A 20412-nucleotide genomic window follows, 5' to 3' on the forward strand; every position below is an offset into this window, starting at 1 on the left:
AATAACCAAGCTTTGTATACGGGATTTTGGACTGCTCACAGATATTTGTTGAGTAACTCGTAGCTACTAAAATGGCAGACCTCACGGTTGGTATCTAAAGCGGGGAATTTCAAGTTTTCGTGATATACTCATTATACACATAGTGCGTATAAGACGGTGATCGCATGAAAGATATAAAGGAAACCAAAGAGAGGCACAATATCATGATGAAACCTTCTTCATGGAAGGTTCTGAAGGAGCTCAGGCGCGTACAGGGTAAGAGCGCCAGCGAAATCATTGAGACGGCTTTATGGAATCTCATAAAGACTGAAGGCTACAATTCGATGTACTTCAAGATAATGGCTACTAGCGAGCCGTGCGACCCCGAAGAGAATGAAGAACTCACAAAGATACTGGATCAGATGACGGAAGAGGATCTGGAAATCGTCGATAGCTATGAGTTACCGGATTAGCTTCACGAGATTGAGCAAACGGCAACACGAAAAGCTCGATACCACGGTTAAGAATAGAATAGACAAAAGCTTCCGACAGCTGGTTGATTACTACGACGGAAAGGCGAGGGAGAGACCCGACGTTAAAAGTCTTTCTGGTAAATACAACGGACTTCTGCGGATGAGGGTCGGCGATTACAGGATCATTTTCCAGATCCGGGGAGATGAGTTTGTAATTCTTGTGGTTCAGATAGTTAAACGCGGAGACGCATATAGATGACTTCAAGCTCATTAGTTTTTTTCGTGACAGACTCGCGTTCTTACATTAAGTTCAGATTGGCAGTTTGGAGTGGGATTTTGCTGCACCAAAGCGGGATTATGCGTCTACCCTTTTGTGTTGAGACAAAAGGCAATGGGGGTGATTACAGTGATCATGTTCGACAGAGTATGGAAGATGCTCCAGGAGATCGATGCAACCGAAAGAAAGAAGGCATTCGACGCGATTACTGAAATCTTATCTTCTTCGGAGGACGAAGAGATGCTTCAGTTGAAAGACGACCTGCTGGCATTCGAAGACGACATCCTCGATGACTCGGAAGATCCTATAAAGACGCTTATAGAAGGTGAAAAATGATGCGCTCTTTTGACTCTCTAAAAAAGGAATGGCTCAAAGACGAGAAATTCGCCAAAGTTTACTATTCGAAGAGACCGCTTAGGGTTTTTGTTAGGGAGATAAAATCTGCAAGGCTTGAGAAGGGACTCTCGCAGAAGGATCTGGCCGAAGCGATAGGAACATCTCAAGGAGTGATCGCAAGAATCGAATCCGGCAGGCAGAACATATCGTATGAAATGATGCTCAGGCTTTCCCGTGCACTGGGTCTAAGAATGAACGGGTCAGACTCCTGATTTTGCAGACGGATCTGCGTATTTGTTAAATTGCTTGGCGATGCACTTACTCTGAAAGGTGTATATCTGTTCAGGATGGGTTCTCTGAGTAAAAAAGATATGATTTTAGTGCAAGGTTTTCCGTTGGTTGTTAGATTGAAAAGGAGACGCTTTTATGTATTCTTTCAATCAATGATGTGAAACAAATACTCGAAACATCCATCGACAGTCTTGTTGACAACTTCATAAGACAGCCGTGTTAAACGAGGCAACATCAATAGGCTTTTATCATTCTCTTTCAGTCTTCACGTCGACGACTGCAAAACCCATAGAGGCTTTATCAATAGGTAATTATACTTGATACCCATCTAGAACAACTAAGTCCTCCCCCGGGTTGAAGGATCGTGTTTCAGCAAGAAGCATATGCTATAATTACAAATAACGGCAATTGTCTATATTTATTGCCATTATTTGTAGGTGATTTCAATGGAGAAGGTTAGTCGAAACCAAGTAAATGAGTGGTTCAAAAACAATCAGTTTCTTATGCACTATCAACTGATCAATGAACTGAGTACACTTTTACCTAATAGGAAGCCAGGTACTTATTATGCAACCCTGCACCGGCTGAAGAAAGAAGGACTCATCAGAAATGTCAGAAGAGGCGTCTATGAAGCCGGAAGCAAACGTGAGTTCGAACCTGCCGTATCGAAGGAACTCTCCGGTTTGTTCAAGAAGCTTCGCAAGAACTTCCCGTACCTGGAGAATCTGTGTGTCTGGAACAGCAGATGGCTGAACGAATTCACTGTTCAGCAGGCGCTTTCTTCTATGGTGATCATAGAAACTCAGCGAGGCACAGAGGACAGCGTGTTTGAATATATCAAAGCATCCTACTCCCGGGTGTTCATCGATCCGACTCCGAAGGAGATAAACAACTACATTCTCGGATGCAAGAAGTGTTTTGTTGTAAGGTCGCTTGTAACTGAAGCCCCTGTAACATCCTTTGATAATGTCGTTATACCGAGGTTAGAGAAAATACTTGTCGATCTTGTCTGCGAGAGGGATCTCTTCGTATCATTTCAGGGAGAGGAGTTACGCAACATATATCACAGGGCTTTGAAGGATTACGACGTGAGTCTGAGCACGCTGAGAAGATATGCCAGGCGACGCGGGAAGTTAGAAGAGATAGACAGGCTCATAGTGACCCAGGGAGAAGGCATGTGATCACAAGAAACTCTGCTACCAAAGCGTAAAATAGGCTCAGACTCCTATTTTTGTAATGCTTTCTACAAGTCAGGAATAAGAGAGCGTTATGATGTGCTTGAGGCAACGTGGAAGGTGGCAAAAGATATCTGCCCCGATGAGATCAGAGAAGATAATCAAAGAGATTCATTTACGATTCTTTTCTGGAAATCCTTACCGCTTGAGTCAATACTCAGAGAACTTGATATTACCGATGATGAATTTTTGGCCCCAGAAAACTACGAATATAAAGACAAAGTCTATTTGAAGCTGAGTTATAGCTTTAAGGAAAGGCTGATCTGTCTATCTTTGCATCTTGCAGAGTACGGGAGTTGATTTCATGAGATGTCCCGAATGTGGAAGGGAAATGCGCCTATCTAAGGAAGAGAGCATCGAGAGTTTCAAGGGGAGTCAAGTCAGACTTTCCTACGATGTCTATAGATGTGATGGATGCGGAAGTTCATATGTGGATGCCAGATCCCTCGATGAAGCCTGGAAGAAGATCTGGGACAATTATGAAAAGACTAATTGCATCCCGTCGCCGGCAGATCTCAGGAAAGCCAGAGAGAATCTAAACCTCACTCAGGAGGAGATAGCGCTTCTGCTGGGAAGGACGAAGTCCCTGGTTTCAAAGCTTGAAGACGGCTCGAGAGCTCTTTCAGACAAGCTTCTCGAATCTTACTCAAATTACATAATACCAGGTGGAGACGACTTCATCTCTTTCGTTAATGCCGCGGCGGTCCAGGGAAGAATCTCTCCGGATGATCGAGACAGAATAGTCGACAAGACCGGTATTCGGAGATTGAACGGGTCAGACTCTTAGTTCTTACGAGAAATGAAGCCCTTATCGTGTTATAATTCGAACAATCGGCAATATATATAAAAATTGCCAATTGTTCTATAAGCGAGTTGATTGATTTGAAAGGCGAAACCTGGTCTTCAAAACGGAGTGGCAAAAGAATGAATTCAATACTTAGAGATAGGGACTCCTTCACTACTGAGGAGCTCAAGCCGTTTCTTATTCTTCCCGGAGAAGAGATAAGCCCTGTTACTATCCGAACCAGACTGAATGCTCTGAAAAGGAGCGGAATCATTACCCCTGTCGGGCGCGGTCTATACACACTCAAGAAGCTGCACAACTATACTCCAGAGATAGACAAATCCCTTAGAGAGGTATATCTTGTGCTTAGGAAACAGCTGCCACTAACCAGAATATGCGTTTGGAAACCTTCCTGGCTGAATGAGTTCGCGCTTCATATAGCCTCTATACAAATCATAGTTGTTGAAGCGCAGAGAGAAGCTGAAAGGGCAGTCTTTGAGGTGCTACAAGAAGCACTGAAGAAGAATTCCTCTCTTACCGAAAATCTACTACTCCTAAATCCTTCTACTGAAGATATCGATCTCTATGTTTCTGGCCAGTCCCCTGCAATATTCGTGGGAAGACTCATTACTGAAGCTCCGATCATGGAGAGTGATGGAATCGTAATACCGAGACTCGAGAAGATGCTTGTAGATTTGTTCTCAAGGGAGCCCGCTCTTGAGCCATTTGGTGATGCCGAAATGGACAGGGTTTTCAGAAATGCCTTCGATACATATGCACCAAACGCAGATACCATATTGAGATATGCTGCAAGGAGAGGAAAAAGACAGGAAATGATAGAGTACCTTACCTCACAGAAGTTGACAGGTTAATTTAAGGAGGTACTGGATGATCTCCGATACTTGTTTGACCAGAGAGTATCTTGAGACCAAGCGTGTTGAGCTGAGGTGTGATCAGATACTTCTTGAAAAGACGATTAAAGCACTCCAGCTTCTGGAGTTACTGATAGTCAACGGGGCAAATCTGACGTTCAAAGGAGGAACTTCTCTGATCCTGCTTTTGGATAGAGTTCAACGCCTATCAATTGACATTGATATCGTTGTTGAGCCCGAAACGGACCTTAGTACTGCTTTCAGCAAAGTCATTTCGACCGGCAAATTCTCAAACTATGAAGAGGATGTAAGAAAGACTATCTTCCCAGTAAGGCATTTTAAGTTCTATTATGACTCGGTCAATCCCAGTCAGAAGAACGCATACATTTTAATAGATGCCCTGTATGAGAAGCCTCTCTATACTGAGTTAATCCAGACACCGATAAGGAGTTCTGTTTTTTACACCGAGAATCCAGTAACAGTGGTTACAACACCATCGATTGATGCGATTCTTGGAGACAAACTCACGGCTTTCGCTCCCAACACTACAGGGATTCCTTATGATGCGAAGAAGGGAATGGAGATCTGCAAACAGCTCTTTGATATCGCCACTATCTTTGATTATCACAAGAATACTAGAACTGTAAGGGATACTTTTATGAGAATCGCTTTAGTCGAGGCTCATTACCGTGGAATGGAGTCTCTAACTCCAGAGGATATTCTAAAGGATGCGTTTGCGACAGCACTCCTAATTGGAACGCGGGGGAAGAGAGAACCAGACCATTACAGAGAGCTGGATTCAGGAAGATCTAGACTGTCGTCACATATTCTTGGTTTCAACTACAAACAAACGAAGTTCTTCTCCGACGCCGCTAAGGTAGCTTATCTAGCAGCTTGTTTACTCGGGGAGACCGATGCTACTTTCAGGTGGTCTGGAGACGAGTTCTTCGAAAGGATTGTCGATGAGTCCTTCACATTTCTGAACAAATTATCCGCGGTGAGCCCCGAGGCATTTGCATATTTCAGCAAATCAGTAGAGCAGATCGCCAAACTTTCTGGCATACAATGAGTGTCACCGAGACCTTATACAGATTGAAAACTGCTATTCACCTTTGCGCTAACGAATCGAATGAAGATCATTGCTAATGAAAGATTATTGACACAGTCTTCGGGAGAAAGAGTCTTTGTAAGAACTACGCTATCACTTTCAGACATGGGTACAGAGTGAACGGGTCACAGAATGACGGGTCAGATTCCTGATTATTGCGAGAACTGAAGCCTTTATTGAGTCATGACTAGAACAAACGGCAATATACTTAGAAACTGCCATTTGTTCTAATGGCGAGCTGATTGGTTTGAAGGACTAGGATTTTGGTGAACATCTGCAGAAATGCCGTGTCGAAATAATAGAATAAATTATAAAGGCACTAGAAAGAAGAGAGAATTATGGCAGCAAGAACATTCGAGAAAGAGATTTATATCGACCAAAAAGCTGTGGAGAATATGGTTAAAGCAATGAAAGCTGCAAAGAAGCGGTCGAAGGAAGAGTATATAGACGTTAGAGCCTCCATTGAGAGGAGTGTATCTTTATTACCAAAAACATTACGCCGCTAAAGGCCCTGCTAGACAAATACGATGAGAGTGAAGTGAGGGAGGTTTTATCCCTCTTTTTTTGCTCGAAAAACAGCGACGTCGAAACGTTTTTAAGAGAAAAAGCAATTGCATTCGAGAAGGCCTCGAGAGCCCGTAGAGAGTCTGACTCCAATTCTCAAGAAGAAACGCCCGTTCTCTAATAAAGATCTGCTGAGTACTTATAATAAATAACATTCGCCAAAATTGCTATTTGATAGGACTCTGCATGATATGACTACAGAATGGACTGTTGAATAGGCCCTGCCTCTCCAATAGGAAACCCTCGGTTCTCACTTTTCCGAGGCAGAAGCAGAATTAAGCGATATGTTTCTTTGCACTTTCCTCTTGTTAGGTTGACGCTCCCATTAACAGAGTAATAACTGCAATTACAGAGCTGATAACTGAGGTAATTACATATCCTCTCCAGGTATTACATGCTATTCGATTAGAATAGGCAAACGAATAAGCTTCCTCGTATGCAGCGATTGCCTCTGGATCATCTGTGAGGCTGTTGATGTAAGCGACCCTGTTTGCTGGGAGGGATTTTGAACCAGTGTTTACAAATATGGCGGACAGTGTACCCAGTATCACAGCTCCAAAGAAGCCGGCATTATCTGCATCTTTGGATCCGTGATAATTTCCTAGAGCCATTGCATCGTACATAGTAAAGCCTGCCAGCATACTTCCCGTTAGAAGAGTTACCAAAAGCACTACCGAAAGAGCTTTTTTCACTTTGAACCTCCTTATGCTCTAGAACTTCCCGGCTCATCTGTGCCATGTTTTGGAGGGTTAAGTAATTAGACGAAATTTTCAGGATTAAACGACTGGGAACAAGAACATTTCAGTTGATGTGGAAATAGATGTCAGCATCAAATCTGCAGTAGTCGTCATAACCATCCCAATTAGTATCTACCCATCCATAATCAGTGTTGTCAATCACGATTCGGTAAGTTCCTCCAGGTGACATTGCACTGGAATAGAATGTGTAATTGCCTGTGTAGACTGTAAAGTGGTCAACAACACTCACCACATTCGAATTAACGAAGTTATTGAACTGAGTCTGAGTCATTATCCATACTTCAAAACCATAACTGGGAGCTTTAGAGCAACTTACAACGATCTTGACATTATCGCAGTTGTAACCTGGGTAGAGCAAATAGGAATAGGTGTAATAATGCTCCGAAAGAATATAATGCTGCCAGTAATCCTTCAGAACCCATTGCCCAAGGTCCACAGGAGGAGTAACTATGCAGCCTGATAGTATGATACTAACAACGATAAGTACTCCAAAAAGTCCTTTAATCCCTTTACGCAAGATTCACACCCCCCTAGTTCTATTGAAATTCTGAATCTTATGTTAAGCAATTGTTTGATGTCTATCAAGTTAAATCATATCACCGATACTTCAAATTACTAATGTCGTCAATATAGTGTCGTTGGATTAAGACTTCAGCAGAGTGGATTTCTGGAATAGATGGTGCTTCTTTCTTTTCCATCTTGAATTCAATGTAACAAAGGCTTTAGTTTAATTTTGAGAAATAGGATTGCAAAATGGCATTGTATCAATTGCACGGCTTTGATTCTAAACGTTCTAAAAGAGGCGTTTTGTTGAAGGAATTTGACCTTGCTCTCGAAGTGCAGAGGTCATTGATTAGAATGTATGTGGTTGTCTTGGCAAAAGAAGAAAGCAAAAACGGCGCCCTCTGCCTGCTCCGCCCACGGGGACACCCCATGCAAAAATATTATGACACCATGGTTTACTTGAGTTCAGTTCTAAGTTTATCGTCAGAAGCGGGATGCTGAAACAAGTTCAGATTAAAGGAACGGGTCAGACTCATAGTTCTGCAGACGGATCTGCGTAAACTGCATAAGAAGCTTTCTAAATAGGTCTGGAAGGGCTATTATAAAGCTAGTTTGGAAGAAAATGATCTGCTATCTATCCGACAATAAGTACAAAGAATTATCAAGCAATACACACATCAGATAAGTTTTTTGGACGAGGGCTAATAGTGTTATTCATTCGATGAAAGAGCGATCATTCAATCTGCAAAACGACAAAGAGCGAAGGCGCGAACCAGGGAGATTTCACAGGACTACCAAGACACGATATTGAACACAATACTCCTGTACAAATTATTCGACAAAACCAGAGATCCTGCTAGATAGAGCGATGATATAATCACATTGAAAGGGGCGATGGAATGGATACGCGTCAGCTCCTGAGAAAAGAAATAGAAACCGTACCCGATGCTCTCTTGGAAGAAATCCTTCGGTTTGTGAAGGCATTGAAAGAAAGGAATCTACCTGCCTTAAGTCGCGAGCTGCTGGATGCTTCAGAGTCGGCTCTTGCCAGGGATTGGCTAAGGGAAGAAGAGGATATAGCATGGAAAGACTTGTAAATGTTGATGTTGTGGTAATTCCCTTCCCTTTCTCTGATCTCACCGGAGCAAAAAAAAGCGACCTGTGTAAGTTATAGTGGAACTGGCAGTGATGATGTCTTAATGTGTCAGATCACAAGACGGTCAACGTGGTCTTCAGCAGCGAACAACGGATCTTCTTCCCAACAAATCGGAGAATAGCTCGCAAACGTCATCCAGCTGATTTTTCTAGATCACGCAAGTCTATTAGCAGAACTTCTTTCGGTATGTTCGCTTTGAAACCAGACTTGCTTATAATAACCGGTACTTTGATCCTCTTGTCAGGGATGTACTGCATCTTCTCTATTAGCTCTTCTGCTACTTCAGGTCCAACCGGGTCCTTTCTCCATTTGCACTCGAATACCAGGATTCTGTCACTCGACTCCCCTATGAGATCTATCTCATATGTCTTGTCCCTGGTGCCAGGAATTTTGCCCCAATGTTTGCCGACTCTCTCGGGCAGAAAAGGGATTTTTTCGGCCCTGTAGAGATCGGGGACGAGTGATTTCACGATTGATTCAAATGCTCTGCCAATATACTCTCCGAGATTCTCAATAGTATATGATAGGGCCTGTTCGGAATCGAATTCGACGGCGTTCTGTCTTGAGTAGATATACTTCATCCAGAATGAAAGGAAGTTATCTTTAATAGTGTATCTCAGACCGCGTTTCGATTTTGAAAGGAGGTTTTCTACCTTGCCGATTATTCCGTAGCTGTTTGTGAGCTCAGAAAGGTATTTCATCGCCTTTGTGCGTTCCATACCCGTTCTATCGACAATCTCGCCGGCATCTCTATCAAAGTAACCGACCGCCTCAAGCACGGAGAAGTAGCCCGGATGCTCCGTTCCAAACTCGCCAATAAGAAGATTCTTACCCTCCTCCCGAAGGGGCGAGAATCTGTCAAAGAAGAGTTCTCGAATCTTCTTATCGAAAGAAGCCTTTTCTTCGAGAAGCCACAGGTACTGAGGAATACCGCCGAGAACCGAGTACCACTCCAAAGCCTCTTCAAATGAATAACCGAAACTTCGCATCATCTCTAAAGCGTCCCTGAAGCGGAACTGATTCAGCTCGACTTTGTGATCGCATCTTCCGAAGAGCGGTGCCTTCTGGTCCAGAAAGATTCGCTTCATCATCCCTACATATGATCCACAGAGAATCAGCAGACCTTTACCTGAATTCTCGTCCCATACTTTCTGAAGGATCGAAAAGACCGATTGATCGACTCTCATGAAGTTCTGAAACTCGTCGAAGATCACCACTTCCTGAAGCCGAAATAACCCCCTGAAGAAGCCTTCCCAATTGTCAAAGCTTCCTTCGAATATCTGTGAAGAGAAATCTTTCAGCAAAGTCTCGGAAGTACGGGTGTCAACAAAGAAGTATCGGGCGTTCGGATAGACCTTCTTCAAAAGGGTGGTTTTGCCGATCCTCCTGCGCCCGAAGAGCGCAACCATCTTCTTTGACTTTCGCTTCGCGAGTCCCTCGAAAAATTCTATTTCATCGGCACGATCAAAGAATTCCATCTTTGCCTCCAATTTGTATACTGGTCAGTAACTTACTGTATAGTATACAATTTTCGCAGTAGCATTGACAAGAATTCCCTTGACACACCAACTTCATCAGCCCGAACTATACCCCTTTCATCCTTGAATAACAGAAACTCCTTTTTTCAAGACTCACAGTCTTTGAGAAGACAAATGCAGGATACAGACACCCATGAGTCATTCGACTCGATGCCGCGCAGTTCCGAGAAGCAACCCGAAGACGTGAGATGCTCATTCACTACCGGATCATGTCTATAGGCATCGGGATATTAGAGAGACTAATAGAGGCGATATGCACAGGAGAAAAGACAGAGAACATCAAAATCGAGTAACCGGAGTAACCGGGTATGACCAGACTCCTTTTTTCCGTACAAGAGATGATAAATCTCGATAGTGGTGGAATCGTAATACCGAAACTCGAGAAAATGCTTGTAGATTTGTTCTCAAGGGAGCCCGCTCTTGAGCCATTTGGTGATGCCGAAATTGACAGGGTTTTCAGAAATGCCTTCGATACATATGCACTAAACGCAGATAGCATATTGAGATATGCTGCAAGGAGAGGAAAAAGACAGGAAATGATAGAGTACCTTACCTCACAGAAGTTGACATGATAACTTAAGGAGGTATTGGATGGGAATAATCGGGACATTATCATCATCTAATACACATCGTTTGGAAGCTATTTCGAACCCTTCGCCCTCACTAATTATTTGCTTTTCCTCATTTTTTCTTCGCACATTTGTCTGATACAGCTTAATGAATTCTACAGCTAAAGCCTAAGGCACATTTTTTCTATTTCTCCTGCGAGAAATATATGACTTTATCCATGAGTATTTCCTCATACGCGGCACTTACGGCCAGTTTTGGGTCTATGTAAGCTCTGAAGGCTACAAAAAGCTCGTTGTAGGTGATCCTCTCATAATTGGATTCAGGCACTACGGCGCAGTAATCCTCTTTATCCGGGTTAGCTTTGGCTATCTTCCAAACATAAAAAAGTTCGGCATTTGGGTCGTCTGGAAGGAACCGCTTTGCGCTTCCCTTAAGGCCTAGCTTGCTTTGCTCGTTCGTTTGGCTGTTCACACTCAAGAAACCGAGCATAATCCTCGATTGCAGGGGTAGCAGATCTTTCACGATATCGCCGGTGTAGAGTATAAAGCTCGAGTAGATGGATTTCCCGGTAAGGGAGTGTATTGGGCCATAGACGATAACGAAATCTTCGCCAGACTCAGAGAGCTCAAAGGTGTCGGTACGGAAGTAAACGGTATCCCTGGTTTCGCCGAATACATCCGTTGTTGTCTGTATGCCGTGATAGCTCTCTTCGAACCACCTGTAGCTCTTCAGCTCGCTGAAGTGCAGGCCTTCGTACTCCTTCAGGATGGCCTCACGCAACCTATCCATCGTCTTGGCCAGTTCGAGTTCGGAGGTATCGCCCGTAGCCCTTACCCTGAGAGGCGGAATCGGGAATGGATCGCTCTTGAGATCTTCCGGGGGCGTTACTCTGAAGACCCAGCCTCTGAAATTGCTTTGATAAGGTGGCTTCACGAGTATCTCTTTGTAACCGACGAGCGGTGGATCGCTGGTATAAAACTCTCTATCGGCTTCATTTTCGAAGAAAGCTGTTCTGAAAAGGAAGGTCAGCTCGTCATCATCATGTTCCAGCCCAAGTCTCAACAGGGCTGAAGGAAGTACTTCCGTGTTTACTATTCCAACATCGAAGCCGGCTCTGGCTATTTCTGCTCTCAAAACGGCGTCGGTATTCCTGTCTGGTGTGCTGATTATTATTGTTGGAGCGTTGAAGTCCGTGCCTTCCGTATCTTCCTCTATTGACTCGCCCGTGTTTATAGTGGAAATATTGATAGTGTCCCCGAGGTTCCCGAATATCCTGTGAAATGCATCTTTATAGAATCTACCGGCTAAAAAGGTCTGATAACTGAAATAAACCATAGGTGGCGGCGTCCAGCCGAGATAGATAATTGCCTCGTTCTCTTTCAGTTTGTAGGTCCAGGGGTACTTGTTGGGAGTCATCTGACCCGGCCCTTCGGGAATAAGGTAGACGGCGTACGGAGAATCGGCATTGTTGCAAAAACAGCTGGGCAGTATATAGTTCCCGAACAGGTCGGCCGGATTAAACAGGTACAGGCTACCTTCCTGAACTGTGAAACCCTGGCTCTCCAGTAGTTTTTTGAAGTGTTCGACGCTTTCCTGTGTGAAGCAGTTATCGCTGGAAAAAAGAACTACGGCCAAGGACAAGATCAAAAGAATTGAGATCTTTCTCATTTTCCTACCTCCTTGGTTATTGAATTCTATTTCATCCGCTTGTAGAAAGCTCTTTTATTGGACACAAGATTATACAATGCGTTATATGGGTGTCTAACATTTTAATAGTGTGAATAACATCATAGCCTTTATCATGGAAGGCTTCATTAGACTCGGGTTCAAAAGCAACTCAGATTACTCTATCTGAAATCCCGGGTAAGGGTTCTTCTGCAAATCCGGACAACATCCGTGACGGGCTCGATTATTTGCATCTCCAAAACACTATTCTTAGTGCTGGAATTGGCAGGTTTTCTCTTCCTGCAAGACAATATCTTGAGATAAGACGCGAAGAACAGAGACTCTCTCTTCTATCATGAACTGGATAAGGAAGCGTCATGATTGGGACAGCGAAGAACCAAGGACGGCTCTTCACAGCGATTATCGTCTCTCGGCAAGTGTCCAGCGCTCTTAGAACCGAGATGCTGAAACAAGTTCAAATGACAGAGTATGCCGTTGGCATGAGTAATCAGAGATTACAGCCTTTTCTTTCATCGTGTCATTCTTAGATGATCCTGCTCAGAATCTCAACTCGTAAAAAGGGTTCTCAGGAGAATCTAACAGCCAGTCTGCTGACGCAGGCCAGTCAGGCTCCGCCTGGCCAGTCTCGCCTTCGGCGAGGCCAGTTCCCGACTGCGTCGGGCAGAAAAGTCGCTCCTTAGTCACATAGTCGGCCGAGAAAGGGTCTTCACAGCGATCAGCGGGTCCTTGATTTCAAGCGTAAAGCGGTTCTTATACTTGCATCTTGGAACTCCCAACTTACAACTGATCTTAGATCGGGATTCTGAAACAAGTTCAGACTACGCATTGCCGAGGTTTTTACATTGCTGCTCAGTTTCATTCAGACCGTATCATTTTGACCAATGGTTGACTACCAAGACTCTGGATTTGCTAGCAGAAATAGATATGTCATTCCTTATTTTACAGTGCGGGCCTGCAGACTTTTGAGTGATCAGTTACGCGATTTCAAAATCCCCCTCATGCAAGTGAAGGTCAAATAAGGCAAAAAACACGAATAATTGTCAATAGTTATTCCTTATCACTGGAGCCCAAAGAAGACGTTGATTTTTTAGCTTTGGTGATTGAGTTTGTAACTGTTATCATCTTGAGGACGGTTTGAAATAGATATCACTCCTCCTAGTTGTTACTTCGACTCTCAACAACAATGATTACCATTACGAATGGAACTTGTGTTTTAAAGAGTATTTAAACCGGTTAAAATCAATGATTGAATGTCTGGCATTAGTGAAACCGAGTGTTACTCTCTGAAAGAATCCCGAACCATATCAAGATCGAATCCTGCCAATCGAGAAATTTAAACCGGTTTAATACATCTCTGAAAGGAGTATTCCTTGGAAGAGAAAGCAAAGAGAGTGATAAAAACCAGACTGGAAGATTTAGCAAGGGAGGCAAATGTTTCAAAGGCAACAGTCTCTTTGGCGCTTAGCGGCAATCCGAAGGTTGCCGCCAAGACTGTAGAACTCATTACCAAGTTGGCTGCAGAACACAACTACACTCCGAATTCATTCGCCAGGAGACTCTCAAAAAGAACAAGTGAAACAGTGTCCCTGTTTATGATGGGAAAAGCTACAGAATACTCTGGTTGGTTAATACCTTCTAGCTGGCTCTTCTACAATCCGATATTTAAGGGAGTTAGTTTAACTCTGTCTGAAAAGCATTATCAATTCTCTTTTGAATTCATTAATCTGGACGGCAAGAAGAGGGAAAACAATATTATAAGCCATGCTCAGAGTAGTAGTGCTGACGGTCTGCTAATACTAATAATTGATGAATCGGACTACTCTTTTCTCGAGAGTCTCGACGTCTTCTTGCCAATAATTACGATCAACAAGAAGCTGAGTGATACACTTAGTTCTTTTGAGATAGACAACTACAAGGGAGCATTTGATGTTGTGAATTATCTGGCCACACTCGGTCACAGAAAAATTGCTCACATTGGTGGCCCCTTTTACGCATATAATGCGGTAGATAGATTCAATGGTTATGTTGATTCTCTGAAAGAAATCGGAGTTATGTTCCGAGAAGATTACGTTGTCGAGGGTGACTGGAATATTGAATCAGGTAGGGAAGGAATGAAAACTCTTCTAAACCTTCCTGAACCACCAACAGCCGTTTTTTGTGCGAATGATCACATGGCAATTGGCGCTATGGAGGCAGTTGAAGAATCAGGACTTACTATTCCGAGAGACATCTCTTTGATTGGATATGACGACACAGAAATGTCAAGGGTAGTGAGGCCAAAGCTAACCTCAGTAAGTCAGCCTCTAGAAAAGCTTGGTCGTATGGCCGCGAATGAAATACTAAGGAGAATCACTGCGAGGAGCGCTCTTGACTCGAAAAAGCATGTTGTTCTGCCCCCCTTGCTAGTGAAAAGAGAATCCTGTTGCGAGCCATCCAGATAGCGAGACTTGCTGAAAGGGGGCGATAATCTGCTGTCTTGATCGAGTTGCTAACACCAAAAATCCAAGGAGGGGAAAATTGTGAAGAAAGTATTGATTGTATTGTTGATTCTAAGCGTGATTTTTACAGGTACGATGATGGGTGCGGACAAACTTGACAAGATTCTACAAGAGGGGAAAATTGTTGTTGGAATAGCGCTTGGTGGACCCCCAATAGGCTTCAGAAATGAGAAAAATGAGCCTATGGGCTATGATGTAGATGTTGCCACTCTCATTGCAGAAGCTTTGGGTGTGGAACTAGAAATAGTTGAAGTAACAGGTGCCACAAGAATACCTATGCTGATGTCTGACAAAATTGACCTTGTAATTGCCAACATGACTGCAAATCTCGAGAGGGCAAAGTCGGTAGATTTCTCCATGCCTTATCTTAGAACCGGCATAAAAATCCTTGTTAGAACCGGTAGCGATATCGAGAGCATAGAGGATTTCAATGGGAGAAAGGTCGCAATTGGCAGAGGAACGACAGGTGAAGCGCTTGTAAAAAAGATGGCCCCAGACACCGAATTTGTCTACATTGAAGAGTTTACTAACGCGATTCTTCTGCTAAGACAGAACAAAGTTGAAGCAGCAATCGAAGATGGAACATTAGTTGACTACATGGCCGGTCAGTATGATGAATTCACCGCGTTGCCTAAACTGTACACTTCTGATCCTATAGGTATTGGTGTACAGAAAGGAAATCCTGATTTCCTGAGATGGATAGATATGTTTGTTTCGCAGTTTATTAGCACCGGTCAGCAGGCAGAACTATACAAGAAGTGGTGGGGTGTTCTGCCGACTGCAGAACTCGCTTACATCTGGTAGATCTCGCATCTGTTATTGGCGACTCAACTCCCTCAAGGATTTGCGGGAGTTGAGTCCCAGATTAATGTAAGAGAGCAGATTTGATTTGTATTGGAGGGCTACTGTTGACCTTACATTTCAGAGTTATTTTCAACAATCTTGACTTCTTGCTCGAAGGGCTCAAGATGACGTTCTATATTTCGGTTTTCTCCTTAATAATTGGGTTCTTTATTGGCCTTGTAGTAGCTTTCATGAGGATCTCAAAGAATAAAGTCTTTTCAAGCATAGCGATAGCATATGTCGAATTCTTCAGAAACACTCCATTTCTTGTTCAGTTGTTCTTTTTCTACTTCGGACTACCTGAACTGGGAATTTCAACAGAGCCGGTGACAACGGCTATTATTGCTTTAGGAATCAACAACGCGGCTTATAACAGTGAAATTATCAGAGCGGGTATCATTTCAATAAATAAGGGATTAATTGAAGGAGCCGAGTCACTAGGATTTACGAAGTTTCAAATTGTACGTTTAATAATCATTCCTAATGCATTGAGAGTGACGTTCAAACCGCTTGGAAGTAATTTTATTAACTTGATACTCACAACTTCTGTTGCTGTGTCAATTACAGCTAACGAACTGATGAGTAATGCGATGACTTTGTCTTCAAATACCTTCAGACCATTTGAAATATACTTGACGATATTAGTTCTGTACTGTGTATTGACGTTCTCTCTCTCCGGACTCATTCATTTTGTAGACAGAAAATTCATAAGCAAGGGAATTTCCTAGGGGGAGGGATGAACCGTGGAAGAGTATATATTTCCAAAACTAACTAGTTATGACGCTTTGCTTCTTTTGAAGGGGATGGGAATGACAATTACGGTCACCCTTCTGGCTATCGCAATAGGCCTTGCTATCGGGTTTTTCATTGGACTACTGAGAAGCCTGAAGATACCCGTTATGAGTAAACTGCTGTTAGTGTACATAGAACCGATAAGGAATTCACCACTGGTTGCGCAACTCTTCTTTGCTTACTATGGCATTGCGATGGTAACCGATTTCAGCCTATCAGCTTTTCAGGCTGCTGTCTGGACTCTTGGAATAAATACGAGCGCATTTGCTGCAGTAATTGTCGATGCATCCATCAGGTCCGTTGAAAAAGGGCAGTGGGAAGCCGCCTACTCGCTGGGGATGAATTATTGGAAAACATTCAGACTTGTAATTGTTCCTCAAGCCATTCGAGTATTCATTCCTTCCTTTGCAGGACTTTGCGTGAATCAGTTACAGGTTTCCTCTCTTGTCTCTCTTATTGGTTTCGTTGATCTTACAAGAGTTGGATATATGCTTACTCTCCGAACGTACAGACCATTTCTCATATGGTCGATTGTCGCAGTCCTGTATTTTGCTTTGTCTTTTCCAATATCCAAATTCGCCAGATACGCCGAATCCCGAGTTAAGTCCTATGGAAAGATAGGTTGAGGAGGCAGCACATGATTCAAGTTCGCAATGTCAGCAAATCATTCGGCAGCACAAATGTACTGAATAAACTAAGCATTGATTTTGATAAAGGAGTCACCGTAATAATGGGCCAAAGCGGTGCAGGCAAGAGCACACTTTTACGTTGCATAAATGGTCTTGAGAAAATAGATGGCGGTGATATCGTTGTTGATGGACTATCCATAAACGAAAAGAAGAATGTTAGGGAGATAAGAGAGAAGTGTTCAATGGTTTTTCAGCAGTTCAATCTATTCCCTCATCTTAACGTCCTCGAAAATGTTACGCTGAGCCCCATCCACGTTCTGGGAATTGAGAAAAAGAAAGCGCAGGAGAAAGCAATGAGATTTCTTGAAATGGTAGGACTCAGCGAGAAGATAAAGAGTTATCCTTCACAACTTTCAGGTGGCCAGCAGCAAAGGGTCGCTATAGCGAGGGCTTTGATCATGGAACCAAGCGCTCTTCTTCTAGATGAAATAACTTCTGCCTTAGACCCGGAGATGACATCTGAAGTCCTGGAAGTTATTGAGCGAATAGCGCGTGAAGGCACGACCATGCTTGTTGTGACTCATGAAGTGTCCTTTGCAAGAAGAGTCGCTGACAGGGTGGTGTTTCTTGAGAATGGGAAAGTCTTGGCTGATCAGAATACTGAGGATTTTTTCAGTTCAAACAACGAAAGAATAATGAGATTTCTCCAGAAAATCGAATTCAACTGAAGATTAGGTCTCTTCTAGAACATAGGAGGTCACAGTAGAAAATGAAAGCGCTTGTTGTACATGGAGGATGTGATGAGGGGTTCTTACCTGATGAGGAAAAGAGAGCCCGTCTTTCCGGGGTAAGAGATGCGTTTCAGGAAGGTTTGCTGATTCTCAAGGAAATGGACTCTGCTCTCGATGCTGTTGAGCAGGTGATAAGAAACTTGGAGGACAATCCTCACTTTGACGCAGGAGTCATTGGCTCCTTCAACAACATGATTGGGGAAATTGAGATGGATGCTGCAGTCATGGACAGCAATGAGTCGGCAGGTGGAGTGATAAGAATCAGAAATACTGCTCATCCTATTAGTGTAGCAAGAAAAGTTATGGAGGAAATGCCACATCTTCTTCTATGTGGTAAAGGTGCAGAGATATTTGCGCGCATTTCAGGGTTTCGTGAAGTTAGCCCGGAAGAACAGCACGGAAATGTTGACCAAAGAGAAATCGATAAACTTCCAGAAGAATTCAGGAATTTCATTTTGGAGTACACAGAAAGGCTCAAAGAACACAAGCTGTTTTCCACTGTAGGGGCCGTTGCTATAGATTCAAAAGGATACATCGTTGCAGGCACTTCAACGGGAGGAATTGCAAAAGCATTTCCTGGAAGAGTAGGTGATTCGGCGATTATTGGTGCAGGAACTTTTGCGACCTTCTACGGAGGTTCTTCGGCAACAGGAATTGGTGAGGGGATTATCAGAGTAGGCGTAACCAGAAAAGTAGTAGAAATGGTAGAGAATGGTACACCCATTCAAGAAGCTTGTTCAAAAGTTGTAGACATATGTTCAAGACGTGGATTCTCGTGTGGGGTAATTGCTCTCGACAGAGATGGGAACGCAGGAATATCTCATAACGGTCATTTTATGCCAACACTTAGCATCAAAATCGATTGATTAACAAAAACCGAATGGGGGCAGATTAGTGAAGAAAATAAGAATAGTGGAAATAGAGCTACCAGAGGATAAGACCATCGACAATTATGTTGAAATCACTGCGCTTCAGTATCAGGATAGGCTAAATCTTGTGAGAAATGCCATGGAAGAGAGGAAGCTAGATTTTCTAGTAATTTATGGTGACAGAGAGCATTTTGCAAATCTTCACTATCTAACTGGCTACGACCCGCGTTTCGAAGAGTCTATTCTCGTAGTCCCCAAAAGAGGAACCCCTTATTTGCTTGTTGGAAACGAAGGTCTTGGATATAAAGACGTTGCTAAACTGCCGGTTGAAATAGTGCTCTTCCAGACATTCAGTTTAATGGGACAGCCAAGAGACAAAAGCGATTCACTGGAATCTGTTTTGAAAGATACTGGAATTGAAAAGGGTTCGAAAATAGGCCTTGTTGGAACGAAATACTTTAGGGAGAAGGAATTTAGCTCTCCACAATATAGTATAGATGTTCCTAGTTTCATAACCGATGTAGTTAGATCTTTAGCAGGATACGAGAATGTTGTTAATCAGACGGATATATTTATGCACCCGGAAAAAGGTTTAAGAACATTCCTGAGTGCAGAAGATATAGCCTCATTCGAGAGTGCATCCTGCATCGTTTACTCAGGGGTCCGTAGGCTTTTGCATGGTCTGCGTGAAGGGATCTCAGAATACGAGGCAGCCGGGCTTCTTGCTTACGCAGGGTTTCCGCCATTATCATGCCATATAACAGTTGGCTTCGGGAAGAACGCTCTTCTAGGATTGAGTTCACCCTCACCCTTTAGAAAACTAGAGTTGGGTGAATATATAAACTTCGGTTTCGGAGTTTGGGGAGCAAATATTGCAAGAGCCGGTCTCGCTGCGGAAGATGAGAAACACTTTCCATATTCTGTATCGAACATTCTCCAAGAACTTTACTTTCCATATTTTGAGATGATGACAAGATGGTATGAATCTCTGAAAATTGGAACTGATGGAAGGTCAGTCTATAATGCTGTAAAGAACTTCGTGGAAAATCCTGATAATGGAGTTAGTCTAAACCCTGGTCATCTAATTCACAACGATGAGTGGTTAAATTCCCCATTCTATGAGGGATCCCGTGACACATTGCACTCGGGAATGGCAATTCAATGTGACATCATTTCATCTCCCGGATCACCGCTTTTTGGAGTACATGTAGAAGATGGTCTTGTGCTGGCAGACGAGTCACTGAGAAACGAGTTAAGAAAGAAATTTCCGAATACTAGCGCTCGTTTTGAGTCAAGAAGAGACTTCATGAAACAAAAACTTGGGATTGATATATCAGACGAAGTGCTTCCAATGAGCGATATCCAAGCGTGTCTAGCTCCCTTCATGATGTCCCCGGGGAAAGTGCTCGCCTGGATCTAGATTGCATTAAGAACGGAGTAATACTCCAGTTCAGGGAGAATTTCTTAAAGAGTCTTTTTAAGAGCCGCTCTGTCATCCAGAAATTATCCTGGGATTTCGGTTTCTAATAGAACAGTAATAGAACAAGGTCAGACTCGATTTTTCATACCGAAAGAGAAATCGAAGGCAAAAAACTGTGAGAGTATTCCTAATTGGCAGGAAAGAAAGGTTGAGCGGAGCCCTTTATCTGCTCCGCCCACCGGGACACCCCCATGAAAAAATATTATAACACCATGGTTTACTTGAGTTCAATTCTAAGTATATCGTTAAAAGCAAGATGCTGAAACGAGCATGACGAAATTAAGAGGGGTCTGGAGTCTGGGGTCTAGAGTCTAGCAAGAGTGAGATCCCGTATAGGAGCATTACGGGATGACAGCTCTTCCAAAAAGAGTTGTTGTAA

At 43.2% G+C, this 20412-nt stretch carries 23 protein-coding genes; 19 read left to right on the forward strand and 4 right to left on the reverse strand.

Annotated elements, in window-relative coordinates; genetic code table 11:
- Positions 1-164: 164 nt before the first annotated feature.
- From Y696_RS00865 to Y696_RS13990, 10 genes are all read left to right on the forward strand, one after another.
- Positions 165-452, forward strand: coding sequence for a hypothetical protein (locus Y696_RS00865; protein WP_099772693.1), 288 nt, complete (start codon positions 165-167; stop codon positions 450-452).
- Positions 436-711, forward strand: coding sequence for a type II toxin-antitoxin system RelE/ParE family toxin (locus Y696_RS00870; protein ID WP_257212074.1), 276 nt, complete (start codon positions 436-438; stop codon positions 709-711). Before Y696_RS00865 ends, Y696_RS00870 begins: the two co-directional genes overlap by 17 nt.
- A gap of 153 nt (positions 712-864) precedes the next feature.
- Positions 865-1065 carry a hypothetical protein gene (locus tag Y696_RS00875; protein ID WP_147431762.1) on the forward strand — a complete coding sequence of 67 codons (201 nt, stop codon included), beginning with the start codon at positions 865-867 and terminating at the stop codon, positions 1063-1065.
- On the forward strand, positions 1062-1337 hold the full coding sequence (locus Y696_RS00880; RefSeq protein ID WP_099772696.1) for a helix-turn-helix domain-containing protein: 276 nt from the start codon (positions 1062-1064) through the stop codon (positions 1335-1337). Before Y696_RS00875 ends, Y696_RS00880 begins: the two co-directional genes overlap by 4 nt.
- A 465-nt stretch (positions 1338-1802) precedes the next feature.
- Positions 1803-2537, forward strand: a complete 735-nt coding sequence (locus Y696_RS00885) for a DUF6577 family protein (protein ID WP_099772697.1) — start codon at positions 1803-1805, stop codon at positions 2535-2537.
- 93 nt (positions 2538-2630) lie between these two features.
- Positions 2631-2891 (forward strand): hypothetical protein, encoded by a 261-nt coding sequence (locus Y696_RS00890; protein WP_099772698.1) that lies wholly within the window; start codon positions 2631-2633, stop codon positions 2889-2891.
- Positions 2892-2895: 4 nt separating this feature from the next.
- Positions 2896-3378 (forward strand): type II TA system antitoxin MqsA family protein, encoded by a 483-nt coding sequence (locus Y696_RS00895; RefSeq protein ID WP_099772699.1) that lies wholly within the window; start codon positions 2896-2898, stop codon positions 3376-3378.
- A 137-nt stretch (positions 3379-3515) separates the two neighbouring features.
- The gene (locus Y696_RS00900; RefSeq protein WP_121509583.1) at positions 3516-4247 is read left to right on the forward strand and encodes a DUF6577 family protein; all 732 of its coding nucleotides are present in this window, start codon (positions 3516-3518) and stop codon (positions 4245-4247) included.
- Positions 4248-4263: 16 nt separating this feature from the next.
- Positions 4264-5316, forward strand: a complete 1053-nt coding sequence (locus tag Y696_RS00905) for a nucleotidyl transferase AbiEii/AbiGii toxin family protein (RefSeq protein ID WP_121509584.1) — start codon at positions 4264-4266, stop codon at positions 5314-5316.
- A gap of 377 nt (positions 5317-5693) precedes the next feature.
- Complete coding sequence (locus Y696_RS13990; RefSeq protein ID WP_180274881.1) at positions 5694-5861, forward strand: hypothetical protein; 168 nt, start codon at positions 5694-5696, stop codon at positions 5859-5861.
- Positions 5862-6227: 366 nt separating this feature from the next.
- Here the strand turns inward: Y696_RS13990 and Y696_RS00910 are convergent, their stop codons facing one another.
- Both Y696_RS00910 and Y696_RS00915 read right to left on the reverse strand, forming a co-directional pair.
- A complete protein-coding gene (locus tag Y696_RS00910) occupies positions 6228-6611 on the reverse strand; it encodes a hypothetical protein (RefSeq protein WP_006490316.1) in 384 nt (127 codons plus the stop codon).
- Positions 6612-6720: 109 nt separating this feature from the next.
- Positions 6721-7194 carry a hypothetical protein gene (locus Y696_RS00915; protein WP_121509585.1) on the reverse strand — a complete coding sequence of 158 codons (474 nt, stop codon included), beginning with the start codon at positions 7192-7194 and terminating at the stop codon, positions 6721-6723.
- A gap of 886 nt (positions 7195-8080) precedes the next feature.
- On the opposite strand from Y696_RS00915, the gene Y696_RS00925 reads away from it, so the two are divergent.
- Positions 8081-8278: a hypothetical protein gene (locus Y696_RS00925; RefSeq protein WP_121509587.1), complete on the forward strand. Its 198-nt coding sequence runs from the start codon at positions 8081-8083 to the stop codon at positions 8276-8278.
- Positions 8279-8468: 190 nt separating this feature from the next.
- Here Y696_RS00925 and Y696_RS00930 read toward each other — a convergent pair whose 3' ends face one another.
- Positions 8469-9815 (reverse strand): ATP-binding protein, encoded by a 1347-nt coding sequence (locus Y696_RS00930; RefSeq protein WP_121509588.1) that lies wholly within the window; start codon positions 9813-9815, stop codon positions 8469-8471.
- Positions 9816-10183: 368 nt separating this feature from the next.
- On the opposite strand from Y696_RS00930, the gene Y696_RS00935 reads away from it, so the two are divergent.
- Positions 10184-10447, forward strand: coding sequence for a DUF6577 family protein (locus tag Y696_RS00935; protein WP_121509589.1), 264 nt, complete (start codon positions 10184-10186; stop codon positions 10445-10447).
- Between the two features lie 181 nt (positions 10448-10628).
- Here the strand turns inward: Y696_RS00935 and Y696_RS00940 are convergent, their stop codons facing one another.
- Entirely contained in the window at positions 10629-12113 is a 1485-nt protein-coding gene (locus Y696_RS00940; protein WP_121509590.1) for a hypothetical protein, read from the reverse strand.
- Between the two features lie 1388 nt (positions 12114-13501).
- Between Y696_RS00940 and Y696_RS00945 the strand changes: the two genes are divergently transcribed.
- From Y696_RS00945 to Y696_RS00975, 7 genes are all read left to right on the forward strand, one after another.
- Entirely contained in the window at positions 13502-14572 is a 1071-nt protein-coding gene (locus Y696_RS00945) for a LacI family DNA-binding transcriptional regulator (RefSeq protein ID WP_121509591.1), read from the forward strand.
- Positions 14573-14650: 78 nt separating this feature from the next.
- Positions 14651-15433, forward strand: a complete 783-nt coding sequence (locus Y696_RS00950) for a transporter substrate-binding domain-containing protein (protein ID WP_121509592.1) — start codon at positions 14651-14653, stop codon at positions 15431-15433.
- Positions 15434-15537: 104 nt separating this feature from the next.
- Positions 15538-16200 (forward strand): amino acid ABC transporter permease, encoded by a 663-nt coding sequence (locus Y696_RS00955; protein ID WP_121509593.1) that lies wholly within the window; start codon positions 15538-15540, stop codon positions 16198-16200.
- 15 nt (positions 16201-16215) lie between these two features.
- Entirely contained in the window at positions 16216-16890 is a 675-nt protein-coding gene (locus Y696_RS00960) for an amino acid ABC transporter permease (protein WP_121509594.1), read from the forward strand.
- An 11-nt stretch (positions 16891-16901) separates the two neighbouring features.
- Positions 16902-17621, forward strand: a complete 720-nt coding sequence (locus Y696_RS00965; protein ID WP_121509595.1) for an amino acid ABC transporter ATP-binding protein — start codon at positions 16902-16904, stop codon at positions 17619-17621.
- 41 nt (positions 17622-17662) lie between these two features.
- Entirely contained in the window at positions 17663-18550 is an 888-nt protein-coding gene (locus Y696_RS00970) for an isoaspartyl peptidase/L-asparaginase family protein (protein WP_121509596.1), read from the forward strand.
- 28 nt (positions 18551-18578) lie between these two features.
- A complete protein-coding gene (locus Y696_RS00975; protein WP_121509597.1) occupies positions 18579-19973 on the forward strand; it encodes an aminopeptidase P family N-terminal domain-containing protein in 1395 nt (464 codons plus the stop codon).
- Positions 19974-20412: the final 439 nt, after the last annotated feature.

The organism is Mesotoga sp. H07pep.5.4 (assembly GCF_003664935.1).
Lineage (GTDB): Bacteria > Thermotogota > Thermotogae > Petrotogales > Kosmotogaceae > Mesotoga > Mesotoga prima.